This is a genomic window from Chitinophaga silvisoli, assembly GCF_003412465.1.
GTDB classification, from domain to species: Bacteria; Bacteroidota; Bacteroidia; order Chitinophagales; family Chitinophagaceae; genus Chitinophaga; species Chitinophaga silvisoli.
The window spans coordinates 416,809-442,092 of sequence record NZ_QTJV01000009.1 but is presented as its reverse complement, the minus strand read 5'-3'; the positions used below and the strand labels follow the sequence as shown (position 1 = coordinate 442,092).

24 protein-coding genes are annotated in these 25,284 nt (G+C 44.1%); 14 read left to right on the top strand and 10 right to left on the bottom strand.

Translation table 11 applies throughout. From position 1 onward, the window contains the following. The first annotated feature begins 43 nt into the window (after positions 1 to 43). Entirely contained in the window at positions 44 to 1,060 is a 1,017-nt protein-coding gene (locus DXN04_RS23615; protein ID WP_116855860.1) for an MsnO8 family LLM class oxidoreductase, read from the top strand. Between the two features lie 85 nt (positions 1,061 to 1,145). Continuing rightward, on the top strand, positions 1,146 to 2,705 hold the full coding sequence (locus DXN04_RS23610; RefSeq protein ID WP_116855859.1) for a DHA2 family efflux MFS transporter permease subunit: 1,560 nt from the start codon (positions 1,146 to 1,148) through the stop codon (positions 2,703 to 2,705). Between the two features lie 28 nt (positions 2,706 to 2,733). Here the strand turns inward: DXN04_RS23610 and DXN04_RS23605 are convergent, their stop codons facing one another. From DXN04_RS23605 to DXN04_RS23595, 3 genes are read right to left on the bottom strand one after another with little or no spacing between them, the layout of a single operon-like run. Further along, positions 2,734 to 3,459, bottom strand: a complete 726-nt coding sequence (locus tag DXN04_RS23605) for a superoxide dismutase (protein ID WP_116855858.1) — start codon at positions 3,457 to 3,459, stop codon at positions 2,734 to 2,736. Continuing rightward, positions 3,456 to 4,646, bottom strand: coding sequence for a chromate transporter (locus DXN04_RS23600; protein WP_116855857.1), 1,191 nt, complete (start codon positions 4,644 to 4,646; stop codon positions 3,456 to 3,458). Before DXN04_RS23600 ends, DXN04_RS23605 begins: the two co-directional genes overlap by 4 nt. Before the next feature lie 11 nt (positions 4,647 to 4,657). Next, positions 4,658 to 5,176 carry a hypothetical protein gene (locus DXN04_RS23595; protein ID WP_199415124.1) on the bottom strand — a complete coding sequence of 173 codons (519 nt, stop codon included), beginning with the start codon at positions 5,174 to 5,176 and terminating at the stop codon, positions 4,658 to 4,660. A 172-nt stretch (positions 5,177 to 5,348) separates the two neighbouring features. Between DXN04_RS23595 and DXN04_RS35245 the strand changes: the two genes are divergently transcribed. Both DXN04_RS35245 and DXN04_RS35870 read left to right on the top strand, forming a co-directional pair. Next, the gene (locus tag DXN04_RS35245) at positions 5,349 to 5,603 is read left to right on the top strand and encodes a fasciclin domain-containing protein (protein ID WP_199415123.1); all 255 of its coding nucleotides are present in this window, start codon (positions 5,349 to 5,351) and stop codon (positions 5,601 to 5,603) included. After that, entirely contained in the window at positions 5,597 to 5,701 is a 105-nt protein-coding gene (locus DXN04_RS35870; protein WP_394337844.1) for a fasciclin domain-containing protein, read from the top strand. The genes DXN04_RS35245 and DXN04_RS35870 overlap by 7 nt, the downstream gene beginning before the upstream one ends. A gap of 149 nt (positions 5,702 to 5,850) precedes the next feature. On the opposite strand, the gene DXN04_RS23585 is transcribed toward DXN04_RS35870, so the two are convergent. Continuing rightward, entirely contained in the window at positions 5,851 to 6,054 is a 204-nt protein-coding gene (locus DXN04_RS23585; protein ID WP_116855856.1) for a DUF2188 domain-containing protein, read from the bottom strand. A 335-nt stretch (positions 6,055 to 6,389) separates the two neighbouring features. On the opposite strand from DXN04_RS23585, the gene DXN04_RS23580 reads away from it, so the two are divergent. The 3 genes from DXN04_RS23580 (at position 6,390) to DXN04_RS23570 (ending at position 11,062) form a co-directional block, all read left to right on the top strand. Next, the gene (locus DXN04_RS23580; protein WP_199415121.1) at positions 6,390 to 9,260 is read left to right on the top strand and encodes an AsmA family protein; all 2,871 of its coding nucleotides are present in this window, start codon (positions 6,390 to 6,392) and stop codon (positions 9,258 to 9,260) included. Between the two features lie 83 nt (positions 9,261 to 9,343). Beyond that, positions 9,344 to 10,255 carry an AraC family transcriptional regulator gene (locus DXN04_RS23575; RefSeq protein ID WP_116855854.1) on the top strand — a complete coding sequence of 304 codons (912 nt, stop codon included), beginning with the start codon at positions 9,344 to 9,346 and terminating at the stop codon, positions 10,253 to 10,255. A gap of 150 nt (positions 10,256 to 10,405) precedes the next feature. Beyond that, positions 10,406 to 11,062, top strand: a complete 657-nt coding sequence (locus DXN04_RS23570) for an ExbD/TolR family protein (protein WP_116855853.1) — start codon at positions 10,406 to 10,408, stop codon at positions 11,060 to 11,062. A 131-nt stretch (positions 11,063 to 11,193) separates the two neighbouring features. Here the strand turns inward: DXN04_RS23570 and DXN04_RS23565 are convergent, their stop codons facing one another. Beyond that, positions 11,194 to 13,005, bottom strand: coding sequence for a glycoside hydrolase family 2 protein (locus tag DXN04_RS23565; RefSeq protein ID WP_116855852.1), 1,812 nt, complete (start codon positions 13,003 to 13,005; stop codon positions 11,194 to 11,196). Between the two features lie 282 nt (positions 13,006 to 13,287). On the opposite strand from DXN04_RS23565, the gene DXN04_RS23560 reads away from it, so the two are divergent. The 5 genes from DXN04_RS23560 to DXN04_RS23540 all read left to right on the top strand — a co-directional run bounded on the left by DXN04_RS23560 (position 13,288) and on the right by DXN04_RS23540 (position 16,930). Then, entirely contained in the window at positions 13,288 to 14,340 is a 1,053-nt protein-coding gene (locus DXN04_RS23560; RefSeq protein WP_116855851.1) for a beta-ketoacyl-ACP synthase III, read from the top strand. 132 nt (positions 14,341 to 14,472) lie between these two features. Further along, positions 14,473 to 14,937 carry a hypothetical protein gene (locus DXN04_RS23555; protein WP_116856019.1) on the top strand — a complete coding sequence of 155 codons (465 nt, stop codon included), beginning with the start codon at positions 14,473 to 14,475 and terminating at the stop codon, positions 14,935 to 14,937. A gap of 15 nt (positions 14,938 to 14,952) precedes the next feature. Continuing rightward, entirely contained in the window at positions 14,953 to 15,273 is a 321-nt protein-coding gene (locus DXN04_RS23550; protein WP_116855850.1) for a DUF3817 domain-containing protein, read from the top strand. Next, positions 15,260 to 16,204, top strand: a complete 945-nt coding sequence (locus tag DXN04_RS23545) for a c-type cytochrome (protein WP_116855849.1) — start codon at positions 15,260 to 15,262, stop codon at positions 16,202 to 16,204. Before DXN04_RS23550 ends, DXN04_RS23545 begins: the two co-directional genes overlap by 14 nt. A gap of 135 nt (positions 16,205 to 16,339) precedes the next feature. Next, on the top strand, positions 16,340 to 16,930 hold the full coding sequence (locus tag DXN04_RS23540) for a TetR/AcrR family transcriptional regulator (RefSeq protein ID WP_116855848.1): 591 nt from the start codon (positions 16,340 to 16,342) through the stop codon (positions 16,928 to 16,930). An 18-nt stretch (positions 16,931 to 16,948) separates the two neighbouring features. Here DXN04_RS23540 and DXN04_RS23535 read toward each other — a convergent pair whose 3' ends face one another. Genes DXN04_RS23535 through DXN04_RS23525 form a run of 3 tightly spaced genes read right to left on the bottom strand, consistent with a single transcriptional unit; the run spans position 16,949 to position 20,865 of the window. Continuing rightward, on the bottom strand, positions 16,949 to 18,505 hold the full coding sequence (locus tag DXN04_RS23535; RefSeq protein ID WP_116855847.1) for an MFS transporter: 1,557 nt from the start codon (positions 18,503 to 18,505) through the stop codon (positions 16,949 to 16,951). 5 nt (positions 18,506 to 18,510) lie between these two features. Continuing rightward, a complete protein-coding gene (locus DXN04_RS23530; protein ID WP_116855846.1) occupies positions 18,511 to 19,554 on the bottom strand; it encodes an HlyD family secretion protein in 1,044 nt (347 codons plus the stop codon). Positions 19,555 to 19,566: 12 nt separating this feature from the next. Continuing rightward, a complete protein-coding gene (locus DXN04_RS23525) occupies positions 19,567 to 20,865 on the bottom strand; it encodes a TolC family protein (RefSeq protein ID WP_199415120.1) in 1,299 nt (432 codons plus the stop codon). A gap of 88 nt (positions 20,866 to 20,953) precedes the next feature. Here DXN04_RS23525 and DXN04_RS23520 point away from each other — a divergent pair, with 88 nt between their 5' ends. Continuing rightward, entirely contained in the window at positions 20,954 to 21,736 is a 783-nt protein-coding gene (locus DXN04_RS23520; RefSeq protein ID WP_116856018.1) for an AraC family transcriptional regulator, read from the top strand. A 79-nt stretch (positions 21,737 to 21,815) separates the two neighbouring features. Here the strand turns inward: DXN04_RS23520 and DXN04_RS23515 are convergent, their stop codons facing one another. Both DXN04_RS23515 and DXN04_RS23510 read right to left on the bottom strand, forming a co-directional pair. Beyond that, positions 21,816 to 23,765, bottom strand: coding sequence for a glycoside hydrolase family 97 protein (locus DXN04_RS23515; RefSeq protein ID WP_199415119.1), 1,950 nt, complete (start codon positions 23,763 to 23,765; stop codon positions 21,816 to 21,818). Between the two features lie 228 nt (positions 23,766 to 23,993). Beyond that, a complete protein-coding gene (locus tag DXN04_RS23510) occupies positions 23,994 to 24,380 on the bottom strand; it encodes a VOC family protein (protein WP_116855843.1) in 387 nt (128 codons plus the stop codon). Positions 24,381 to 24,492: 112 nt separating this feature from the next. On the opposite strand from DXN04_RS23510, the gene DXN04_RS23505 reads away from it, so the two are divergent. Further along, entirely contained in the window at positions 24,493 to 25,284 is a 792-nt protein-coding gene (locus DXN04_RS23505; RefSeq protein ID WP_116855842.1) for an HAD family hydrolase, read from the top strand.

The following is a 25,284-nucleotide window of genomic DNA, read 5'->3' as shown; positions in this document are numbered from 1 at the left end:
AAGTAATGTATGCAGCTTTGCAAGTAAAATAAAACATCGCATCATGAAACTTTCCTTAGTAGACCTTTCCACAACACCTTACCAGGGAGATAGAAAACAGGCGTTAAAAGATACCATAGAGACAGCAAAGGTAATTGAGGAGCTGGGTTTTCAACGGATATGGCTTGCAGAGCATCATAGTCATAAACTTGTTGCCGGAAGATCTCCTGAAGTCTTAATTGCAGCTGTTGCTGAAAATACACGACACATACATGTGGGCGCTGGCGGCGTTTTGCTGAATCACTACAGTCCATTTAAAGTCGCGGAAACCTTCGCCACCTTATCCGAATTGTATAGCGGGCGGATAGATCTGGGTATTGGCAGGGCAACCACAGGAAAACAGACCGATCTTGCATTACAACGAAACCGTTCTGTATTTCAATATCCGGACGATTCAATGGATCAGCTAACAGAGCTACTGTGCTGGCTTAGCAACGGATTCCCTTCAGATCATCCTTTTAACCAGGTCAAAGTGTACAATGATGGAGCACTTCCAAATGTGTATTTACTGGGCTCAAGTGGCTGGAGCGCAGAAGCTGCTGCACGAATGGGCCTGGCTTATTCCTTCGCAGGTTTTTTCAACCCGCAGGGTGCTTTTAGTATTACCCAACAGTATATGCAGCATTTCAGGTCTACGGATAAAAGCTATGGACACAAAGAACCAAAATTAATCCTGGGATTGGCTGTTTTTGCGCAGGAAACAGACCACTTAGCAATTGAGTTTTCTGCACCCATGCAGTATTTCTATAAGCAGGCCAGGACGAAAGGAATATTAGGCGATACCTTGCTTTCCGAAAAGGATGCGATAAAAGCACTGGAAGGTTCAACCCTTATGGAACGCTTGGTTAACCCGGTAGATCTTCCTCAGTTCATTGTAGGAAAGGCTGAAACAGTTGCGCAGGAATTAAAAATAATAAAATCCGCATTTGGCGCAGAGGAGATCATGATCAGGATGATGACATCTGATCATACAAGTAAACTAAAAAGCCTTGAACTATTAACGAAATGTTTTCAGGACTAATTGAATAGGTCCCAAACTATTCCCGCTAGCGACAGGAGATCATCTAAACATTAAAAGTTATCAATGCCTACTTACAAAATTTAGTATGGAAACAGGTTTCAGAAAATGGATAATTGTTATCACTATCATCGTCTCAACCATCATCGAACTGATAGACACTACTATAGTAAATGTATCTCTCAATACAATGAGCGGAAATCTTGGCGCATCCCTGGAAGACACTGCCTGGGTGATCACTTCCTATGCCATCGCCAATGTTATAATCATACCGATGACAAGTTTTCTGGCACAAACGATCGGAAGAAAACAGTATTACATAGGTTCAATCATCTTATTCACTGTTACGTCAGCATTGTGTGGAATGTCTACCAATCTGTGGTCGCTGGTTGTCTTTCGTTTTTTGCAGGGCATAGGTGGTGGCGCGTTATTATCCACATCTCAGGCTATTTTGTATGATACATTTGCGCCGACAGAGCGAGCGCTGGCAAGCGGTATCTTCAGCCTGGGAATTATAATCGGACCTTCCATCGGGCCTGTTTTAGGGGGGTATATAGTCGATAATTTTTCCTGGCAGTATATTTTTTATGTGAATATCCCGATTGGTGTTATGGCAGCGATATTGTCCTTTATGTATTTAAAACCTTCTCAGCCTTCAAGGGAAGGGAAAAAAATCGATTGGTTAGGAGTTGTTTTACTAGCCATTGGAGTAGGTGCGTTGCAGGTAGTACTGGAAAGGGGTGAAACAGAAGATTGGTTTTCTGCAAACTACATCATTGTACTGAGTGTTGTTGCCTTTTTATGTATTTACATATTTATCTGGTGGGAACTTACTGTAAAGCATCCGGTCATTGATCTGCGGGTATTAAAAAGCCCTACGCTGGCTCTCTCAGCAATTATGACTTTTATTTTGGGATTTGGACTTTTTGGAAACGTCTTTGTATTTCCACTCTTTGCACAAAGGCTTATAGGTTATTCTGCCTTTCAGACTGGGTTAATGTTGTTACCTGGCACTTTACTGGCAGCATGTTTTTCCCCGTTTCTTGGCAGGATGATGCAATCTGGCGTGCGTCCACAATACTTAGTTATTAGTGGTTTTTTGTCTTCGGCTATTTTTGGATTCCTTCTCTCACAATCAAACCTGGAAGTGGGCAGTGATTATTTCTTCATGCCACTTATCTTTCGTGGAATAGGTGCTTCCTTGTTGATTGTACCGCTTACAGTGTTGGCGATATCAGAATTAAAGCCAGCAGATATACCCCAGGGTGCTGCACTGAATAATATGATGCGGCAGTTGGGTGGATCATTCGGTATTGCATTGATCAACACTTATATCACTCACCGTGCTGCGACACATCGGAATGATCTTGTGTCGCATATTACGGTTGGAGATTATTTCACAACACAACGATTAAGTGCGTTGACACACAACTTCATCGCTCATGGGGCAGGTTATTATGATGCGACAAAGCAGGCACTGGCAGCATTGGAGGGCACCATGATAAGGCAAACTTATCTATTGAGTTATACGGATGCATTTGCACTGATTGCTTTGATGAATGCTTGTTGTGTTACATTGGTTATTATTACGATAAAAAAAAAGAGAAAAGCATTACAAAAAAGTAGTGTAACGGTGGCAGACCATTAAAAAAGCCGGTACTTATACCGGCTTCCCATCAACTAATCTTAACCGCCCCATTCAATCTATCCGCTACATTATCCCAGTTAATAATATTAAAAAGCGTATCGACAAAATCCTGCCGCTTATTTTTGTATTTCAGGTAATAGGCATGCTCCCACACATCAATTACCAACAGTGGCACCGCTCCCCATTGCTGCAGCTTTTCATGGTTTTCACACTGAATTACAGATAAGCCCTTGGTATAAGGTTGGTAAGCCAATACCCCCCATCCGTTGCCATCTATATTTTTAGCAGTGGCGGCGATATAACCTTTTAACCGCTCATAGCTGCCAAAGCTTGTTTCTATTTGTTTCAATAACTGGCCACCCGGTTCTGTCTTTTTGTTGCTGAGGTTTGTCCAAAAGATAGTGTGCAACAAGTGACTACCGAAATGATAAGACAGTTTTTTCGTCCAGAAATCCACCGTTTCCAGGTTATTGTCAGCAATCGCCTTTTCAATCATCAGCATATCCTTATTGGCTCCTTTCACAGCACCACCATGGTGAAAATCATGGTGCAGATGCAGCGTCTCTGTGTCCATGTAAGGCTCCAGAAAGGTTTTACTATATGGAAGCGGGTTTAGTATAAACTGGCCCCTGGAATCCACCAGCTTATCCGGTACTACATCTGCCATCGTCGCGGAGGCAAACACATTTCCCGTCTGTAATAAACTGGCTCCGCCTGCTATTACAGTACCTTTAAGAAATTGTTTTCTGTTCATCGTAAAAGTTTGTATTGATTACATAACCGATTCAATAATAAGCCTATTACAGCCGCCACAAGTATCAGTAGCGGTTCCGGGATCTTTTTATAACACCACAATACCAATAATGTTAGAATTGCTATACACACCGTAGAAATATCGGTAAGTGACCGTTTGCCCAGTACGATTACAGCGCCGGATATGGCCCCGACTGCCGCCGCCGTAACCCCGTCCACAAACGCTTTAATGCCCGGATGCTTACCGTATTTCCTGAAATAAGGTGCAGGTAGGACAGTGAAAATAAAACAAGGAAAAAAGGTCGCAAATGCAGCTACCGAAGCACCTGGAAAACCAGCTACCAGAAAACCGATAAAGCCTACCGTAATCACCACCGGGCCAGGGGTTATCATGGCAACCGCTACCGCATCCATAAATTCCTGTTCATTTAACCAGCCGTATTCTTTCACCACACCACCGTATAAAAATGGCACAATAGCCAGGCCACTACCAAATACAAAAGCACCTGCTTTGGTGAAATACAGGAATAATTGCCCAAGTGTTTTACTGGAACCAGGGATAGAAATATTCAGTAAAATCGGAAAACTGATGGCATTGGACGCACCGGAATTCCCTCTGAAAAAAAACAAAGATTTTGGCGGCGATTTTAAAAGCCAGTAAAATATCCCAGCACCCAAAAACAGCAGCACATTTTCCTCCTCCCGCCATACCGTATAGGATAACAGAAGAAGATATATGCCCCATAACAGCTTATCAGCACCTATGCTTTTACGGGTGAGCTTATAAGAGCTCATTCCAATAATTCCTATTACAGCAGCTCCCACGCCATAGAATACAGCCTGCATCTGAGGAATGCCCTGCCATTGGGTATATGCAAAACCGAGTATTACTACCATGATAAAAGACGGCAGCACGAATGCCAGGCCCGCAAGTGTTGCCCCCAGTAGCCGGTAATGTACATACCCCATATAAATGCCTAGTTGCGCAGCCAAAGGTCCAGGAGCCAGTTGCGCCAGCGCCAGCCCTTCCCGGTAATCTTCTTCGCTAATCCAGTTTTTCCTTTCTACAAGATCGCGGTGCATATAACCTGCCAGCGCCACCGGGCCACCAAAGCCCCAGGTACCCAGTTTCAGGAAGTATATTACCAGCTCCCGGAGACTATATATTGCTTTGTTGCTATTTTCCATTGTTTGCGTGTTTAAAACGATATACCAAACTGAAATCCTACACCAACGGCAGCTGGCTGGTTATTACCAAAACGTGCAGGGACAGGAAGGGCAATAAAGTAGCTGTAGTCCTTCTTTTTTAAAATGACCTTGTTTAATACAGGAGTAACACCATACCTGCCGGATGTTTCAAAAGCCAAACGGTTGGCAAGTACGAAACCGTGCCCGAGCGACACCAGTAAGCCGGGATGAAATAAGAAGTTATTCATTTTACTGGCACCATCAGCGGCCCGGATAAAAGGCACGACTTCAAATGAAAACCCGATTTTGGAGCTTTTCCAGATATTGATACCTGTAGGCAGTCCGCCAACATACGCCCCGTCGAAATTGGTATGTGTGCCTTCCTTACTAAAGGAAACTATGGGATGAATGACCCCTACATAACCAGTTATTTTAGGATATACGGCAGCAGGCGCTTGTGCATTGGCGCTACCAACAAAGACAATCGCGCATAAAACGCTAAAGAGATACTGGCAATTTCCCATGCTCATGTAACATTGCATTAGTAAAAACTTATAATGTGCAATGCTATTAAGATGTAACTGAAGGAAATAGAACAGAATTAACTTTTAGTATCCTTTTTACCTTTTTGCAACTTTTTTTTGTACCCTGACGGGGTTTCGCCTGTTTGCTGCTTAAAAAAGCGCGTAAAAGCCGCTGGTCTTGCCGAAACCCTTCAAGGCCGGCCCCGGTCCATTAACAGTTTTTGCACCGACAAACAAAGCCTTTGATAAACTGCCTAAAGGTGCAGTTGAAACATTGCTCAAACCAGAGAACAAAACCATTCACGTTGTAGCGGGTAATCTGGATAGCAAAGCACTCGCAGAAAAAATAAAAGAAGGAAACAGTAAACCAGAATTAACAACCGTACAGGGGGTAAATTGTGGGGCATGGATGCAGGGAAATAGCTGGTGTTGAATGATGAAAGGGGTGGAATGGCTACCGTGACTATAAAAGATGTTCACCAGAGTAATGGAGTGATCCACGTGATTGATCACGTATTAATGCACAAATAATAACTGTAGGTAGGAAGAAGATGGATATAAATAAGTCAGGGCCATTCAGCATTCATTATTGAAAAACCTGTTTAAATCAGAAAACAAAATAAACGGGTTTGCCTACTTGAGGCAAGCTCGTTTATTTTCAGATGCTACATAAGCAAACTTTATCCCCCGCTGTTTTTTCGCCTTGTTTCCTCTTTCTTTTTCTTCGCAAAGAAAATCCTCGCCTGCTTAAGGCCCGTAGCTATTGCCTCCCCCTCATTGCCCGTCGTTCTCAATACCTCATTAGCAATTTCCGTCGCCTTATCTCTGATCTCTTTCGGCTGATTTTTATAGGATGGTGGATAATCTCCATTATACCAGGGCATAATAACCTCCTTTTTCTTAAATACCCGTCAAATTTTTTGCCATCTATTAAACGGCCACAACAGCTTTATATGTAGGTAAAGTACCACGTTCTGCGGTATGCCCCCAATAAACAATCATTCAGCTAATCCCCTCCATAGCACTGCCTTTACAGCAAATCTCGCCAGTGGCAGGAAACTTGCATACACTAAAAGTAAATCAGCGATACGCATTATCATGTGGGCAATTACAATATCCATTACCTATATCACCCTAACTGTGCATTGAACTCCTCAATAAAACATTGAGCAAAGCGATCATCTAATTATAACAACGTATGGAAAAAATTAAAACAATAATGCTTAAGACCTTCAAATGGATAGGAATTTTCATCTTGTCTATTCTCTTCCTCATGTTCATCATCCCCATCCTTTTCCCCGGCACTATCGCCGAACAGGTGAAAATATTCGCCAATAAACGCCTGGCAGGCAAACTCGATTATAAGAAGACCCACCTTACCTTCTTCCGCCATTTTCCCTCACTTACTGTATCTGTTGATGAAGTCCTCTTGCTGGGCTCCAAACCTTTTCAACAAGACACCCTGCTCTCCGCAAAAGAAGTTGCCGCCGGTATCAACCTCAAAAACCTCATCTTCGACGGTGAAGTCAAAATAGATGAAATCTATGTGACAGACGCTTATGCAAACGTATTCGTTAATAGCAAAGGACAGGCAAACTACAACGTCTATGTCCCCACACCCTCTGATACACCAAAAGATACCACCAGTAAAGGTGCATCTATTAAACTCGACCTGATTAAATTCAGAAACTGGCATATCAGGTATGACGATCACTCCGCCAAAATCTTAGTAGATGCCAAAGGCCTTAACTACACAGGAAAAGGTGGATTAAGCGAAGATATCTTTGATCTCAACACCGATCTCAATATCGACAAGTTAGACTTCAGCCTCGACAGGATTTATTACGCCAAACAAAAATCCCTGCACGCTGACCTGATCACAAGAATCAATACCCATGCCTTGACATTCGTACTAAGAAAGAATGAATTAAGGATTAATAACCTCCCCTTGAAATTCACCGGCTTCGTAAGCATCCTCAAAGACGGGTATGATATCGATATCAAAGCCGCTTCGAAAAAGACCACCATCCGTGATATGATTTCTGTACTCCCTCCCCAGTACCTTGATTGGGCCAATGATACCAAACTGGAAGGTAACAGCGATCTCTTCTTCAGCCTGAAAGGAACATTCAGTGAACCCAGGAACAGGAAGCCGGATTTTAAAGCATTTTTGCTGGTAAAAAATGGCACCATTTCCAGCGGCAAAGCACCCGTGCCTATGACTAACCTGAATGTAGACCTCAATATCGACCTGCCCTCATTAGATTTGGAACAAATGACACTGGATCTGAAAACACTCAACTTCGATCTTGGAAAAAAAGACAAGTTCCGGGCCGTAATAAAAACCAAAGGTCTGAGCGAAATGAATGTGAACGCCAATGTGAATGGGACTGTTGACCTCCAGATCCTGGACAAGGCTTTAGGGTTAAAACAGGTTGACATGACCGGTTTGATGACTGCCAATATCCATGCAAACGGTACCTTCAGCATGGATAAAAAACTATTCCCTAAAACTGATGGATTTATTAACCTGAAAGACGGCTGGTTAAAAACAACCTATTATCCAAACCCCATAAAGAATATCAACCTGACAGCAAACATCAACAATGCAGATAGTACCTTCGCCGGCCTTGGTGTAAAAATCGCTCCTTTCCAATTTGACTTCGAAGGCAACCCGGTATTCATTACCGCCGACTTGCAGAACTTTGAAGATCTGCTTTACAAAGTAAGGGCAGAAGGTGTATTGAATGTAGGCAACATCTACCAGGTTTTTGCAAGAAAAGGGGTAGATGTAAGCGGAATAATCACAGCTGATCTATCTTTGAATGGCCGGGAAAGTTATGCCACTACCGGACAGTACGACAAACTTGACAACAGGGGCACACTCATCCTGAAGAATATAAAAGCTACCACATCATACCTGCCCAAATCATTTTTCCTGAAAGAAGGAAACTTCGAATTTGAAAATGAAAAAATGTGGTTCAGGAAGTTTTATGCCACTTACGGAAAATCTGATTTCTCCCTGGATGGCTACCTGCTCAATACCATCAACTATTTTATCGAACGCAAAGGAACCCTGCATGGCAACTTTGACTTGCATTCCAAATACATTCTGGTGGATGAATTTATGGCCTTGAAGAATGGCGATAATGAAGATAAATCACTGGAACTTGAATACGCCAAAGCCGAGAACCCTAAAAGCAGCGGTGTAGTAATCGTACCTGAAAATCTCGACGTGTCCCTGCATGCCACTGCAACAAAAGTAAACTTTAAAGGTCTGGATATCGACCAACTGAATGGTACGGCCGCTATCAAAGATGGCCAGGTTTACCTGGACAGCACCTCCTTCAATATTATTGGCAGCAGAATGGAAATAGCAGCCCGTTACCAGAACGAATCGCCCATAACTGCCAATTTTGATGTCGCTTACAAGGTGCAGGACTTCGATGTCCAGAGAGCTTACAAAGAAATCGATATGGTGCGGGAACTGGCTACTTCGGCTAAAAGTGTCAGCGGAATTGTATCCCTGGATTACAAGCTGAAAGGTGATTTTGATGAGAACATGAACCCGATTTATCCTTCCCTGGAAGGGGGAGGAGTGATCAACCTCCGGGATGTAGCCGTGAAAAATATTAAAATGCTCTCAGTAATTGGCGATAACGTGGGATCCGATGCCTTCAATAATCCCGATATGAAAGGAGTCAATATTGAAACGCATATTAAAGATAACCTGATCCACATCGATAAATTTACTTTCAAGGTATTTATTCTCAGACCCTCCATCAGCGGCACTGCAAGTATTAACGGGTTATTGAACATCATAGTAAGAATAGGACTGCCGCCTGCCGGCTTAATAGGTATTCCTGTGGCAGTAACCGGAACCAGTGAGCAGCCGAAAATCAGGTTCTTCACCAGGAAAGGCCAGGAGATTTTGCAGGCAGTATACAACAGGAAGGTAAATACAGTCGTCCGCGAAGAGAAACGTGCTACCAGGAAGTCTCAAAAAGAACAACGCAAAGAGATCAAAGAACAGAAGAAAGAAGCAGAGAAAGCACAAAAACAAGTAGACAAAGACGTTAAGAAAACATAAAAAAGGGGGCATCTATAAAAAGATGCCCCCTTTTTCTAATATACATCTATTAAAAATATGGTTTAAATAATTACTTTGGCAGCATGAAAAAGGGGACTCCCAGGTCAAACGCAATCAGGGTATATACAATAGAAGAGATCATGCTCGCTGCCGATAGCAAACATAGTAGGGAATTTAATATCTTCAACAATGAGAATCTCCGGATAGAACCAGAAATCTCCATCCCATTTCGTTTAGACCATTATACCGTCATCCTGGTCACCAGTGGTATACTCAAAATGAGATTAAATCTTGTCGAATACGACATCCCTGCCAATTCACTCTTACTCTTCGCCCCGAATGTCATCGCCGAATTCCTGAACGATTTCCGGAAATGCGCATTCACCGCTATCGACTTCACCATCACCCTCCTCACCGAAGCCGCCCTGAATAAAAAATATATGGATGGATTTGGCGTATACACCAGGCAACACATGCCCGTTCATGCACTCCTGCCCGAAGAGGTACACAACATTAAAACCATCATGGACCAGCTCTCCATTAAGAATAATTTGCCCAAAGACCACCCTTTTATTGGTGAACTGCTGATTAACCTGTTCAAAGTCCTCTTCTTCGAAATAGCCTCCGTGATCCATAAAAAATTCTCTGGCAAACAGATTCAATTGAATAGCAAAGAAGTCCTGGTCAAGAAATTCTATGCTGAACTCACCACACACTTTAAGAACAGGAGGGAGGTAGACTTCTATGCTGAAAAACTAAACGTCACTCCTAAATACCTCACTAAATGTGTAAAGGAAATCCTGGGCAAATCAACCAGTGAAGTCATTACCCAAATGGTCATAGCAGAAGCCAAAATCATGTTAAGTAACCTGTCTGACCCCATCAGTAAAATTGCCGGTGAACTGGCATTCAGCGATCAGTTCTTCTTTAGTAAATTCTTCAAAAGAGCCACAGGAATAAGCCCCAGCGAATACAGAGGCCTGTTATGGTCCTGATACCTGTGGGCGTGAAATAGACATATACTGGCGTAATATGTCTATTGGTTGCCCGCACTTCAATTTGCAACTTGCAATAGAAAATGTCATGAATACGGGACCAGATCCGGTAATGGAACCTCCATGCATTAAAATTCAAAAATCAATATTATGGCCAGAGCTAAATTAGCCAGGAAATCTACATCAGTTGATATGACTGCGATGTGCGACGTGGTGTTTCTACTCCTTAATTTCTTTATCATGACCACCACTTTCAAACCGGATGAACCTGTTGCAATCGTTACACCTTCTTCAATTAACACTGCCCTGTTACCAGATGCAGATGTAATATTAATCAGTATCGATAAAAACGGTCGGGTATTTTTTGACATGCAGGGACAACCACAACGTCAAAAGTTAATTCAGGATCTCAATGATCAGTTTAAACTGGGATTGTCAGAATCCCAGATGATTAACTTTACAATGGGAGCTTCAGTAGGAACAGATTTTCAACACCTGAAAGCCTATCTTTCCCTCAAGTCCAATGATAGAAAAGGATCCCCCATGGAAAAAGGAATTCCAACCGATTCTACTAATAATGAATTAGTGTCCTGGATTGAATACGGCCGTGCGGCGCAAACCAGCAATATTAAGCAATTGAAATATTGTATCAAGGCAGACAATGAAACGCCCTATCCGGTGGTGAAGAGAGTCCTTGAAACATTTAAACAGAAAAACATTCAGCATGTTAATCTGGTTACCAACCTGGAAGCTGCACCTGAAGGAACAGCAGCGGCACAGGAAAGGGCAGCCCTTGCCAGGCATTAGTAGAAGAGAGGTTGTATCAAAAGTAATCTGAAGGCATTGAGCATTACATAAATAAAATACTCTCCATCAGGTCCACGGATTAAATCCAGGAAATTTTACTTTTGGTACATCCTCTATTTATTTTCCGCAACTTAAGGGTGTGCCGGCAATGAGTTGCCCGCTTTAATCACCGCTTCATTTGCTTCCTTCACTCTTGCAATGTTCATCTTTTCAACCTCCCTGTCATAAGTCAGCATCCCATTCACTTCATGTTCCACATCAGTCGTCTGTGTATAAATCGCAATACTGAGCCCTTTATACCTCATCAGCTGTTCTACCTGGTCCATGAGCAATACATATCTGTCCGTCAGCGCTTCCTTTGTCGGCGCATAATCATATGCATTATTTTCCACCGGCCACATATGGCCCCGTACAAACAATCCGACACCCCCAAATTCTCCCAGGGAGGCCGCCCTCTTTTCATCGGGTACAGATGCTCCGTATGGACCGACATAAATGTGCGTATCTACAAAATCTCCATTCCCCGGATCTCCTGCAGCCTGCTGATACCCCGGATTATTATTAAAGCCGGAATTGCCATTTACCAGTCTTGAAGGATCGAGCTGCTTTACCCAGTCAGTGATTTCCCTTACATCAAATGCCCCCCAGTTTTCATTGAAAGGCACCCAGGTAATGATAGATGGAGCGTTGTACAGATCATCCATCATAGCCGTCAGTTCTTTCCTGAAAGTGCTTCTCGCATTGGCTGTATCTTCATGCTGATACCAGATCGCCGGCATATCCTGCCAGACTAACAAGCCCAGTTTATCCGCCCAATAATAAAATCGCTTCGGCTCCGTCTTCATATGCTTCCTGATTAAATTGAAGCCCGCCTTTTTTGTAAATTCAATATCAAACTTCAATGCTTCCTCTGTAGGCGCTGTCAGGATACCATCCGGCCAATATCCCTGGTCCAGCAATCCAATCTGCATCACAAACTGCTTATTCAGCAGTGGTCGTACCACTCCATCCACCTTGCCGAGTCGAATATCCCGCATACCAAAATAACTGCTGACCTCATCAGTGATCTTGCCCTTGCTGTCACTCAGTGTTATTTTCAGATCATATAGAAAAGGACTGGTGGGAGACCATAGTTTAGGATCTTTAAGGGGCACATAGATTTTCGTACCTGCGCGGCCGGTAATTTCAGACACCGCTTTTCCCCCGTCCAATGCAGTGGCCCTCACTTGCGCATTATCTGCATCTACAAATACTTCCAGCCTGCTGTTTGCCAGGTCAGGCAAGAGCCGGATGTTTCTGATATAATGCTCACTCACCGGTTCCAGCCATACACTTTGCCAGATCCCTGAAGTAAAAGTATAATCACCCCGCGGGCCATTTTTACCCGAAGGCGTTCTTCCATCATTAGGATCATGTGCAGCTACGATGATCGTATTGCTCCCTGCCTTCAACCACCTGGTGATGTTGATATGAAAGGAACTATAGCCGCCGGCGTGAGACCCGGCTTTTTCCCCGTTCACAAATACCGTAGCATCATGATCTACCGCCTCGAAGTTGGCAATCACCTGCTTACCTTTCCAGGCAAGAGGAATGTCAAATGTGCGGCGATACCACATATTGATTTCCTGCTTACGCTCAATGCCGGAAAGCACAGACTCCGGGCAATAAGGCACCAGGATTTTCTCTGCCTTGTCCCCAAAGCTTATTGGCTTAGCCGGGTTAAGGGCGCTGGCCACCTTTTCGCCACCAATGTAGTCCCATTTCCCATTTAAACACATCCAGTCCTTCCGCTCCAGCTGCGGCCGTGGATATTCAGGAAAAGGGGTCGTGGCCGACATCGCGGCTTTCGTCCATCGTGTTGGCAATTTTGCGGTCTGGGCTAATGATGTTGATAAGAAGAGACCGTGGAATATTAATAAAAGCAGGCAGTACTTTGTTCTCATTACAGCATGTTTAGGCTGGAGACAAAATACATAAAATAGCTACATATGGTACCTTGCCTGAAGCAAGTATTTTACCCGAAATGAGAATTCTGCCCCAAATAACCAGTTTTCCGCTCCCCAATCTGGGTCAAAATCCACGTTTTAAACAATAAAATTCATATATAAATAATTAAAATCAATGAGTTTGACTCGCCGGTCCTAAATTTGATGAAAAAAAAACTCAACTACTTTTACTTTAAGTTACCTTTGCATCCCAAATTTTCTGTGATAGATTTAATGTAAATGAGAAAGGAGATCAGAGCTACCATCAGCGCACTAGGAGGCTATGTACCCTCGACAATACTGACCAACCAGTTTTTATCGACAATTGTGGATACTTCCGATGAATGGATCAAACAGCGCACAGGCATAGAAGAACGACGTATTGCAAATGCAGAGGATGAGGCTACCTCAGATCTGGCAGCATCAGCTATTCGAAACTTACTCGATAACTATAAGGTTAAACCTGAAGAAATTGAAGCGGTCATCCTGGCCACCGCTACGCCCGACCATTTACTGTCTCCCGCCAGTAGCCTCGTCTGTAAAAAAAGCGGTCTTATCAATGCCTTCGGTTTTGACCTCAATGGCGCCTGCAGCGGCTTTTTATTCGGCCTCACCACCGGGGCAAGCCTGATCGAAAGTGGCAGGTACAAAAAAGTCATCGTAGTCGGGGCCGACAAAATGAGCTCTATCGTTGACTATAAAGACCGTAACAGCTGCATCCTCTTTGGCGATGGCGCAGGAGCAGTTTTGCTCGAGCCAACTACTGAAGATTATGGCGTGATGGAAAGCGTGATGAAGACTGATGGAAGTGGCACAGATTCCCTGCTGGTAAAAGCCGGCGGATCCAGGTTCCCTGCTACCAACGAAACCGTACAGGAAAGAGCGCACTATATCAAACAAAATGGTGCCCTGGTGTTCAAAAATGCAGTTGAATCTATGGCCTCAGCCTCCAGCGAAGCCCTGCATCTCAATGACATGGATGTAGAAGAAATTGATTGGGTCATTCCTCACCAGGCTAATAAAAGAATTATCCAGGCTGTCAGCGAAAGACTCAATATCCCATTCGAAAAAGTTAAAATCAACATAGAAAAATACGGGAATACGACTTCCGCTACTGTGCCCCTCGTGTTGTGGGACTTTGCAGAAGATTTCCAACCCGGTCAGAATTTACTGATCACCACATTCGGTGCCGGATTTTCGTGGGGCGCTACCTGTTTGAAATGGGGACAACTCTGCGCAAAAAAGGAAAAGTTTGAATGTGCTTTGCCCGAAAGCGCACCAATGAGTATCTAAGAATAGTTTGATGTTTTAATAGTAGAAGGCAGCGGTGACGCTGCCTTTTTTTATTGCCCCAAAAAGAAAAATTTTAAAAACATACTAACTAGTATGTTTTTTATTTACTTTTGCCTTGTCAATAAAATAGCAATGCATCAGACCTTTTTATTTTTACACTCAGCAAACCGTTATCTTGTGCTCATCAGCCTTGTCTATGCAATTGTTATGGCAGTAAATGGGCTTCGCGCAGGCAAGGTTTTTTCTCCGCTGAACAATACCGTCAGGCATCTTACCGCCACCCTCGGGCACATCCAGTTAATGCTTGGCCTTTACCTCTATATAATAAGTCCTATCGTCAAATACAATGTAGTGGATGCATCCTCCCATGAGATCGTGAGTGAGCATACCTTCTTTCGCTACATACACATCATACTGATGGTAATTGCTATTGTTATTATGACAATAGGTTCCGCGAAGGCAAAGCGGATGGAGACGGACAAAAAGAAGTTTCAAACAATACTGGTATGGTTTTCAATCGCACTACTGATCATATTGATCGCTATACCATGGCCGTTTTCGCCCTTGGCTAACCGGCCTTATTTCCGATCATTCTAAAACCTAATCAAACTTATGCTACATCTTTTCAAGACACCCATTGGTCGTCTAAGGATCATCTCATTCCTGGAAGGAATCTCCCTGATCATATTGCTCTTTATCGCCGTACCATTAAAATATTGGGCAGGTCAGCCAGCTATGGTAAAAGTAATGGGACCCATTCATGGATTACTCTTTACCTTATTCGTCTTTACCACTCTCAGTGTAGGCGTAACCTACCGCTGGAAATTTTCCGAAACCTCCTGGAAGGTGTTACTCGGCTGCATTATTCCATTCGGTACCTTTTATATCGATAAGTATATCCTGGCACCTACGGCAAACAATGAAACAAGGTAAGTATATCGCTGTGGTTGTTGTGCTGATGATGATGGCCTGTAACAACGCCTCACAGGTAATCAGCAACAACATCACCTTCAAAGATAAGTTGTCGGAATATGGACTCTTTAAAACAGCATTGGTACCGGCAGCCGGAGTGACCACAATAGAGATTGCTTCCACACTGTTTACAGACTATGCTGAAAAGCAACGCCTCCTGAAAATACCTGCCGGCACAAAGATCATCCTGCAGGGTGATAGTCTGCCCGTCTTTCCCGATGGTACTATCATTGCCAAAACATTTTATTACACAAAAGACAGTAGCAGACAAATCATCGAAACCCGCCTGCTCCTGCTGCAGCACAATAAATGGAATGCAGCCACCTATCGCTGGAATGAAGATCAGCAGGATGCCAGGCTCTTGAATGAGGGGGCCACTGTGCCTGTCACTTTAGGCAAGAACAGGACAATTGCATACCGGATCCCGGCACAGGCCGACTGTGCCTCCTGCCACAGATCGGGACATGATCTCAGCCCGATAGGACCCAAAGCAGCCAACTTAAATATCATTGTAAACAGAGAGGGGATCAGGCAAAACCAGTTGAGCTATCTCATGCATAAAGACATCCTTGCACCTGCTGATGTGCGTTCCATTTCGGTCCTGCCTGACTATAACGACACTTCAGTTTCCATTACGGCCAGGGCCCGTGCTTATCTTGAGATCAATTGTGCCCATTGTCATTCTTCTACAGGGATGGCAGCTAATACCTCTTTGATGTTGGGGTATTTTACCCCCTACAACCAGACCGGGATTGAATTCAATAAGCAGAATATGATCATCAGGATGACGACAATGGGGGAGCTCCATATGCCTAAGATTGGAACTACCATTGTGCACCAGGAAGGACTCCAGCTGGTAAAGCAATATATCAGGAGCTTACAGGCAAATTGAAAAATCCGGCTGTTTTTTTTACGTACAGAAATTAAATCCGAAATTGTATAATCAATGATCAGGTTCCTGAATAGAAGGGGTTTGAAAGCCAGGAGCCGGTCGATTTATATTTCAGGGTAAAACAAACAGATCCAGATGAAAAAGGCAGCGGCAACGCGGATGAATATTCTAGAGAAAGCATTTGAGCTGATCTATGTCAAAGGGTACAAAACCACCAGTGTTGACGATATCATCGCTACCACCAAAGTGACCAAGGGGGCATTCTACTACCATTTCAAAAACAAAGATGAAATGGGAATCGCAATCATCAATGAACTGATGAAACCTACGCTTGCGAAGAGTTTCATTGATCCCCTGAAAACGGATGCACCGCCGCTGGATGCTATTTATGGCCTGATTCATCACCTGCTGATGGAAGATCCCTTTCTCAAAGTAGAATTCGGGTGTCCTGTAGCCAACTTCGCTGCTGAAATGAGCCCCTGGAATGCTGACTTCAATGAAGCCCTCAATGAGCTGACACACGAGTGGATCAAAATAATGGTTTCCGCCATTGAACGGGGCCGGAAGAACGGCACTGTCAGGAAGGATGTCAATGCGAAACAGGTCACCATGTTCGTGATGTCAGGTTACTGGGGGATCCGTAATTTTGGAAAACTGGAGAATAGCAAGAGTCCGTATACACTGTTCCTAAAACAGCTAAAGTATTACCTCGATTCGTTAAAATAATAATTTGAGGCCTGATAATTATCCATTATCAGGCCTCCTTTTTAAAAATGCAGCTCCTGAAAAAATAAATACCAGGAGGAAAATTAGCAACCCTATCAACATCATATCATAATAGTCCCTGATAGACCTGGCAGTTATCTGTGTCTTTAAGAGATGATCAAAGCCTGCATTCGTCAATGTCTTACCCATATACGCATCACTCCCGTAAGCCTGCTGAATCTGATTCAATGTCAGCGGCAACTGTGGATTGACATCTGTAATGGATGCTCTCATCCTTTCTCTTGCCATAGCCCTTGCCTGCAAGGGTACATAGTTATTAACAGCAATGCTGATACAAAAACCTGTAAACCTTGCAAAGATCCCCACAAACGCCACATTAAAGATGAGTTTCGGCGGCACATTCGAAGCCGTGTAAACCACACAGGGTACAAATAAAACACCCGTCGCCGCCCCATGAATAAACAATGGCAGGATAAAATCATGGGTATCGCCAGTCACAGAAACCATCAGCAGCATGTATACATAGAATACCAGCAGCATCAGGAATCCGGCGAAAATGATCCTTACCACAGGAACACCCATCAGGATCAACCTCGCCGTTATAAACATGCTTAAACAAATCCCCGCTATATTGGCGATCCATATAGGTACCACATGCAGCGGGTCTGTACCCAGAATAGTACCTACATATCCGTAAGCCAGCCCGGTCACTCCTTTGAAAATATAGAAAGCCAGCAGCAGCAGGAGCCCTACTATAAATTTCGTACTCCTGAAAACCCTGAGATCTATGAGCGGGCGTTTAATCCGGTTTTCCCTCATTACAAATAATATGATCAATACTGCACAAATAATACATGCGGCAACTATCAAAGGACTATCCAGCCAGTTTAACTGCTGCCCGTACACAAGCACATATCCAATCAATATACAGAACGCCGTATAATATAAATAACCTGTCCAGTCCACCTGGTAAAGGGGAATCTTCTTCTGAAACCGCCCATGCGCATTCATCGTGATGAGTACTCCAAGCATCACCGGCAATTGCAGCAGATTGAGTCCGTAGAATAGCCAGTTGAACTCATAATAGTGCAGCATAGCCGTACAGTAAATAGCACAGATAGGAATGGAAATCTGTAATCCGCCATAGAATACCGTGTATCCTATTACCCTCGCTCTCGTAGCCTGCAATCGTGGAAAAATCATATTCAGGGTAATGCTGCACAGCGTAGAGCACACCACCCCCTGCACAAATCTGCAAATCAGGAAAAGCGCCCAGTTTTTTGTATAAAAGCATATCAGGTAACTTATTGCATTCAATGCCAGGCCCATTAACAGGTATTTCCTGGACTTAATATATTTTACAATCCGGAAGTCCAGCGCCAGGAAACCAACCCCTGCTGCATACATCAGTACCACTGAAAATTGCACATCTCCCGGCTCTATTCCATAGTACCCGATGGCACTTTCCGCATTGCTGTAATAAAGGCCAAAACCCAAAAGAGAGGACATCAACACCGAAAAAATCACGGTCCTCGCCAGCCATTCAGGTACCCAGTGTTTAAAGATCGCTGACATCTCTTTTATTTTAAAATGTAAACATTCGCATTCATGCCCGCAGAGAGCTTGGCCAGCTTCTCCTTCGTATCACTCAGTTTGATTCTTACCGGGATACGTTGTATCACCTTTACAAAGTTGCCGGTAGCATTATCCGGCGGCAAGAGTGAGTACCTGGAACCTGTAGTAGGTGATCTCGATTCTATAGTTCCCTCGAAACTCTCCCCGGGAAAAGCATCTACTTCTACTTTCGCCTTCTGGCCAATGCGGAATGCACCTATCTGTGTTTCCTTAAAATTGGCTACCACCCATTTTTCTTCGCTTTCATTTGTCAGGAATGCCAGTGTTTGTCCTGGCTGCACCAGCTGCCCTTCCTGGATGGTTTTCCTGCCCAGCTGCCCGTCAAATGGCGCTGTTACGATGGTATATTGAACATCCAGTTCCTGTCTTGCCAATAGTGCTTCCCTGATCTTAATCTCCGCATGGATAGCAGTACGTTCCGCCAGGAGATCATTCAGCTTTGATTCTGCGGCACTGAGTGTCGCTTTTGTTTCTTCAAAACCTGACTGGTTAATGATCAGTGCTGCTTTTACATTCTCAAATTTCTGCCGGGTAGTAGAAGCCTCTTTCAACATATTCTCATACCTTTCAAACTCCCGCTGCTGCTGTTCCAGCTTTGCCTGTGCCCCGGAGAGGCGTGCACGTATTACCTCTATGTTTTTCCGCTGCGTCTCTTCATTGGCATCCAGGATTTCCAGTTTGGCCCGGGCACTCATTAGTTCCCCGTCGGCAGCATCCTTTTTCAATCCATATTCATCCGGCTCAATCCATACCAGGGTGTCCCCCTTATGTACCCGCTGGTTGTCACGATAGTATATTTTCTTTATATAGCCACCGATTTTTACATTGACAGGGGAGAGGTAGGCATCTATCTGTGCATCATTTGTCTGTTCATATTTACGCCCTTCCCAGAAATATTTACCCGCCCAGATGATGATCCCTGCCAGGAGGAGGATGCCTGAGTATTGTGTAGCACTTACTACGATGCGATCAATTTTATTCTTACTCATATACTATTTACATTAAAGAATTCCGGTCTTAACCAATAGCCTGATGTGGCTGAGTTGTACATTTACTTTTGCAGATGTTAAAGAGAATTTTGCTTCAAGCAGGATGTTTTCCGCATCCAGCAGGTCAGTGAGCAATGATTCCTGGTTCATATAGCTACTCCTGATTACACGTACACTTTCAGTGCTCTGCAGGATATTTTGTTCTGCTGTTTTTACGCTTTCGAGCGCCTGCTGTTCCTGCAGGTAAGCATCCCGTATATCCAGTGTCAGTTCATCTCTCTTAATATTCAATTTCATTGTTTCCTGCTGGTAACTATTGCGTGCCCTGGCAATGGTGTGCTTACTCTTATACAGGTTTTCCACAGGCATGCTAACCTTTACACCCGTACGCCCAAACCCATATAAGTCGCGGGAATAAGGGTAAAAGGCCATTTGCGGATAAGAGTAATCATAATAAGAAAAGAGGGATATTTTGGGTAATCGATCGGCTTTCGCCTGCCGCATATTGATCTGGCTCGAATGTACATTGCTGAGAGCAATCATGTATGCAGGAGAGCGTTCCAGGCTGGTGTCAGTTTCAGTTGCTGCCACAGCAAGGTCTTCCTGCCAGGCTATTTCCACAGGCGTATCTTTATCCCTGCCCATGAAAATATTCAACCTTTGCCCGGCAATGGCTATTTTCTTTTCAACATCCGAATAGCTGAGCTCCAGCTGGGATAGTTTTACATTGGTTCTGAGTATATCGCTTTTTAATACCGTGCCGTTCCGGTGCATACTTTCAATAGTGGCCAACTGCTTCTTTTCTGAACTGATTTCTGCCGCCAGAAAATCTCTAAACTGTAAAAATTTATACAAGTCATAATAAGCAACAGCTACCGCATACCGCACGTTGCTTTGCTGCAGCGTATATTCATGCTGCGCTTTCCTGGTTTCTTCTTTTTTCAGCTGGATATTCCTTTGGTCCCTGCCTCCATTAAATACATTTACATTCAGCGAGTACCCAAATCCATAGCCATACCTGGAGGTCGGAATGTAATCCGGTGCAGAAAAAAATCCATGTGTGTATAGAGGGAAACTGGTATTGCGGGCAAAATTCGCATTGGCGGAAAGCTCCGGGATCCGTTTGTCTTTTGCGATCTGAAGGTCTATATCAGTCTGATCTTCTATTAAGCCCGATAGCCTGAGCTGGCTGTTATCTTTATCTACTATGTTCCATACTTTTTCCAGTGACAATACCTCATTACTGTCCCGTACCTGCGCATGCAGGGCACTTGTGATTGAAAATAGCATGAAACCTAACAATCGTTTCATGGTCATGTATTTTTATACAGGCAAAGTTATCTGGAGGGCGATCCATTCATTTTATATAATCAGCCTAAGATTTGTTAATTTTGGCCACATGGACTACCTGAAAGAACTAGCGAAGAAAGTAGATGGCGACCCTGCATCTATATTAGTGATGAGACGGCAGGTTGAACAAAAATTACCTGCACATAAACATGAAAAAGGGCAACTGCTATTGGTGTTTGGCGGGATCGTACATTTGCAGACAAAAGAAAAAGATTATTATATTCCATTAAACCATTACCTCTGGGTACCAAAATGGTATGCGCACAACCTGATGTTTAATTCGCAGGATGTACATATCATCAATATCTATTTTCCTAATGATACAGTGCATCCATTCTACGATGAATTAGGGATCTATCCCGTCAGCAAATTATTGGCTGAGATGCTGGCTTTTAGCAAAGACTGGCAAGGTGATTTTGTTCCCGGTTCCTGGGAGTATGAATTTCTGCTCACATTGAAACACCTGCTGCCAAAGGAAGATCTAAAGAAATTCTCCATCCAGTTACCGACCACAGACGATCCGAAACTCAATACAATTATCACCTTTATCAGGGCGAACCTGGGCGAACCCCTAACCCTTGAATTGGTGGCAGATCATTCAAGTATGAGTGTAAGGAGCCTGACACGCCTCTTTCAGCAAAAGCTACAGATTTCCTTTGTCCAATATGTAAAAATGCTGCGGATTATCCGGTCTATGGAATTGCTGAAAGATACAGATATGAGCATCAGTGAAATCACTTATGAGGTAGGCTATTCCAATATTTCTGCTTTCAGCAATACCTTCCGGCAATTAACGAATATGCGGCCGACGGAATTTAAATCTATGTTGTAAGGAAGTTAAAACCGAAAACGAAACAGGCAGGCGATCCGCCTGCCTGTTTCGATCTATAGAATAAAAGCGTATGGTCTGTTTAATTAAAGAGTACCGCGCCACCAGCTTTCTTCAAAGTTATGGTGACACTCGTACCTATTTTCTGCTTTTGTAATACGGATGATTGTCCTTCACCATCCTTAATAACGGACACCTCTTTATTTGCCAGCATCGGTAACTGGATCGTCAGGGTTTTCTCCTGCGGTTCTCCATTCACCGCAGCCACATACCATTTACTGCCCTTACGCCTTGCGATTACACAATACTTGCCGGGATACCCGTCAATCAATCTGGTCTCATCCCAGGTAGTGGGCACATTCCTGATAAAGTCCAGCAGGTACTCCGGCTCGCCTGCCAGGTTATCAGGTGTCAGGCCCCAATGCTGTACAGGGGAGAAGAACAACACCGCCGTCGCCATTTCAAACGCATCAGTAGTACGCCGGATAGATCCTTTCTGTTGGGTACGGCTCAGGCGTTTATTCAGGAACACAGGTCCAAAATCCATCGGTGCCACCGCATTGCGGGTAAACGGATAGATAGTAGCCGTCTGCGGATAATTATCACAGAAAGACTGCTGGAATACCAGGTTCTCCGATGCCAGCACCGCTTCGCTGCTTACCCAGTTCGGATACATTCTTTCCCAGCCCCTTGGCAGGGTCGCGCCATGGAAATTAACCACCAGTCCAAATTCTGCAGCATCTACCAGGATATCGTGGTATAGCTGCATGGTCACCTGTTTATCACCGCCAAAGAAATCTACTTTCAGGCCCTTAATACCTATCTTTTGCAACCATGCCATTTCCTCCCTGCGCACAGTTCGGTCATTCATGCGGTTTTTAGGCGTATATGGCGCATCATTCCATGATCCGTTGCTGTTATACCAAAGAAGCAATCCAACTCCTTTAGAGGCGGCATAACGGGCTAATTCGGCCATTTTCTCTTTCCCTGTCAGTTTATCCCACAATGCATCGATCAGTACATACTCCGCTTTGAGGTTAGCTGCCAGGTCAATATATGTCACCTGGTCATTGTAATTCGCACTGCTGTCCTGCCAGATGATCCAGCTCCAGGTAGCCCTTCCCGGAGAAAAGACCTTTTCGGACTTTACCAGGGGCTTTACTACATCAGTAGCCACGGTTGACGCTACCACAGGACGAAGGTCTTTGCCTACAGTAATGGTCTTCCAGGATGTCTGGAAGGGAAGGGGAGCTGTGGCACTTGCTGCTCCCTGCCCGTTATTTTCGCCGTTTTGCGGAAATGCAATGGTATATAATCCATCAGCAGTGCCCTCACTGAGACGGGTACCTACATAATTGTCTGCCACACCCGTTTCTGATACCAATGCCCAGGCCTGACCGCCCACATGAAACAATGCCGGGAAGGTATAGCCTACCTTATTTTGTGAAGGAACACCCACCGCTTCTTCGATGGAATACGGTTCCTCATAAGAAGGCTTGGACCTCATCCAGCCAGTCATCGGCAAGGCCTGTTGTGTGATAAATGTGGTCGTTGCTGCGGGAAAATCAAAACCTGTTACTTCCCTTTCTACCGTACAGGCTACCGCTCCCTTTCCATTCTGAGGAATAAGATAAGAGAAAGCCACATCCCGGTTGCTGACCCTGAACAATACTTCAATCGTATCCCTGCCGGCATTCAAAAATGCACAGCGCAGTTCATTGGCATTATAATCTACCTTGCTCACCTTACCCCTGTCCAGCACGTATTGCTCCCGGATCGTTTTTCTTTTATTACCAGCCCACTGCAGCTGTTGGGAAAAATCCCCCAGATCACTCACCAGCCCTAATGGAGAGGGCTCCAGTATCGACCTGCCTGCATAAGAGACACTATAAAAAGCTTTCCCTTCCCGGAGCTGTACATTTACAGACAGCAGTTTGTCCGGGCTTTTTACAAGCACATCATTTTTCTGGGAAAAGGCTTCAGTACCTGCAAATGCAGACATGAAGAGGAATAGTAACATTCGTTTTGACATATCATGGAATTTGTTGACGTTTCATTTAATTCCCCATACGGAAATCACTGACCCTGTTCTGATCAGGCATGATATCTTTTGAAATAGCCGCCGGGACCTGTATCCGGTACAAAGCAATGCTTTTGATAAAAGCCGTCATTGACGTAAATATACTAAACGCCGGCATAATAAGTACCCCCCCGGGTAAAAATAGGTGTTATTTTGACATTTATTTAAAATTAGTGGCATCTACAGGATATAATTGCTTACTTCCAGCAGGTTATTGTCCGGATCCCGGAAATACACTGATCGTATTTTGCCGGTAGCCCCGGTTCTTTCTACAATGCCTCCTTCCAGTACCGCGATGTTTTTAGCCTGCAGTTCTTCCAGTACCTGTTCCACCGGCGTATTGGCTATAAAGCAAAGATCACCTGATCCGCAGGTAGGAGATGCTGCTTTGGGGTCAATTTCATGACCTTTTTCATGAAGGTTGATCTTCTGGTGGCCGAATAGTAAAGCCTTACGGTTGTTGCCGAATGTGACCACTTCCATTCCTAATACATCCCGGTAAAAATTACAGGTATGTGCTACATCTTTGACGGTAAGGACCAGGTGGTCCAGTCTGTTAATTTCCATATGCATCCCATTGATGGCTTAAAGGTAACCAATTCTCATAGAGGGGCCTGATGGGATAAGGAAGTTTTCAGAATTCCTGGAAGAGATAAATAATAGATAGTAAATTTGCCCCATGATTAAATTAGTAGTAACAGACCTCGACGGAACCTTACTGAATGATCAGCACCAGGTACCAGAGCGTTTTTGGGACATCGCCACCCGACTGTTAAAGAAAGGAGTAAAGCTCGGCATTGCCACCGGTAGACCACATTTCAGCATCACTGAAAATTTCAAACCTTTAATGGGCCATGTATACGCCATCTCGGACAATGGTAGTTTTATCATGTATGATAAAAAGGAAATCATGTCCAAAGCCCTGCCCCACGAAGAAATTGCCGGGTTGGTTAATACCTCCCGCGCTGTTGAGAATACCTATCCCGTACTTTGCGGGAAAGATTTCTGGTACCTGGAGAGTGAAGATAAAGTGCTGCTGGACAGAGTCCTGGTTTTCCAAAAGAATATTAAGATTGTAGATGATCTCACAAAGGTAGAAGATCCCATCCTGAAAATGTCCGTTCTCGATTTACCTGGTGCCGAACTACATAGCTACCCACATTATAAACCTTTTGCAGACCGCCTGAAGGTAACTCTCGGTGGTGCGCTCTGGGTCGATGTCACCCGCAAGGATGCCAATAAAGGTGAAGCCCTGAAGATGCTGCAGGCCATCAACAACATCAGTGCGGAGGAAACCCTGGCATTCGGCGATTTCATGAATGATTATGAGATGATGAAAAATGCTAAATATAGCTATGCCATGAAGAATGCACATCCTGTAATTAAAGAAACAGCCAGTTTCATTACAAAGAAAGATAATAATGAAGGCGGTGTGCTGGATGTGATAGAAGCACTTTGCTTCAATGCATAG

Coding starts and splice junctions, on each gene's coding strand:
- DXN04_RS23615 (WP_116855860.1), top strand. CDS start 44: ATGAAACTTTCCTTAGTAGACCTTTCCACAACACCTTACCAGGGAGAT.
- DXN04_RS23510 (WP_116855843.1), bottom strand. CDS start 24,380: ATGGAAATTAACAGACTGGACCACCTGGTCCTTACCGTCAAAGATGTA.
- DXN04_RS23600 (WP_116855857.1), bottom strand. CDS start 4,646: ATGGAAAATAGCAACAAAGCAATATATAGTCTCCGGGAGCTGGTAATA.
- DXN04_RS23555 (WP_116856019.1), top strand. CDS start 14,473: ATGCATCAGACCTTTTTATTTTTACACTCAGCAAACCGTTATCTTGTG.
- DXN04_RS23605 (WP_116855858.1), bottom strand. CDS start 3,459: ATGAACAGAAAACAATTTCTTAAAGGTACTGTAATAGCAGGCGGAGCC.
- DXN04_RS23575 (WP_116855854.1), top strand. CDS start 9,344: ATGAAAAAGGGGACTCCCAGGTCAAACGCAATCAGGGTATATACAATA.
- DXN04_RS23530 (WP_116855846.1), bottom strand. CDS start 19,554: ATGAGTAAGAATAAAATTGATCGCATCGTAGTAAGTGCTACACAATAC.
- DXN04_RS23585 (WP_116855856.1), bottom strand. CDS start 6,054: ATGCCCTGGTATAATGGAGATTATCCACCATCCTATAAAAATCAGCCG.
- DXN04_RS23550 (WP_116855850.1), top strand. CDS start 14,953: ATGCTACATCTTTTCAAGACACCCATTGGTCGTCTAAGGATCATCTCA.
- DXN04_RS23560 (WP_116855851.1), top strand. CDS start 13,288: ATGAGAAAGGAGATCAGAGCTACCATCAGCGCACTAGGAGGCTATGTA.
- DXN04_RS23525 (WP_199415120.1), bottom strand. CDS start 20,865: ATGAAACGATTGTTAGGTTTCATGCTATTTTCAATCACAAGTGCCCTG.
- DXN04_RS23535 (WP_116855847.1), bottom strand. CDS start 18,505: ATGTCAGCGATCTTTAAACACTGGGTACCTGAATGGCTGGCGAGGACC.
- DXN04_RS23540 (WP_116855848.1), top strand. CDS start 16,340: ATGAAAAAGGCAGCGGCAACGCGGATGAATATTCTAGAGAAAGCATTT.
- DXN04_RS23595 (WP_199415124.1), bottom strand. CDS start 5,176: ATGAGCATGGGAAATTGCCAGTATCTCTTTAGCGTTTTATGCGCGATT.
- DXN04_RS23580 (WP_199415121.1), top strand. CDS start 6,390: ATGCTTAAGACCTTCAAATGGATAGGAATTTTCATCTTGTCTATTCTC.
- DXN04_RS23610 (WP_116855859.1), top strand. CDS start 1,146: ATGGAAACAGGTTTCAGAAAATGGATAATTGTTATCACTATCATCGTC.
- DXN04_RS23505 (WP_116855842.1), top strand. CDS start 24,493: ATGATTAAATTAGTAGTAACAGACCTCGACGGAACCTTACTGAATGAT.
- DXN04_RS23515 (WP_199415119.1), bottom strand. CDS start 23,765: ATGTCAAAACGAATGTTACTATTCCTCTTCATGTCTGCATTTGCAGGT.
- DXN04_RS23545 (WP_116855849.1), top strand. CDS start 15,260: ATGAAACAAGGTAAGTATATCGCTGTGGTTGTTGTGCTGATGATGATG.
- DXN04_RS23520 (WP_116856018.1), top strand. CDS start 20,954: ATGGACTACCTGAAAGAACTAGCGAAGAAAGTAGATGGCGACCCTGCA.
- DXN04_RS23565 (WP_116855852.1), bottom strand. CDS start 13,005: ATGAGAACAAAGTACTGCCTGCTTTTATTAATATTCCACGGTCTCTTC.
- DXN04_RS23570 (WP_116855853.1), top strand. CDS start 10,406: ATGGCCAGAGCTAAATTAGCCAGGAAATCTACATCAGTTGATATGACT.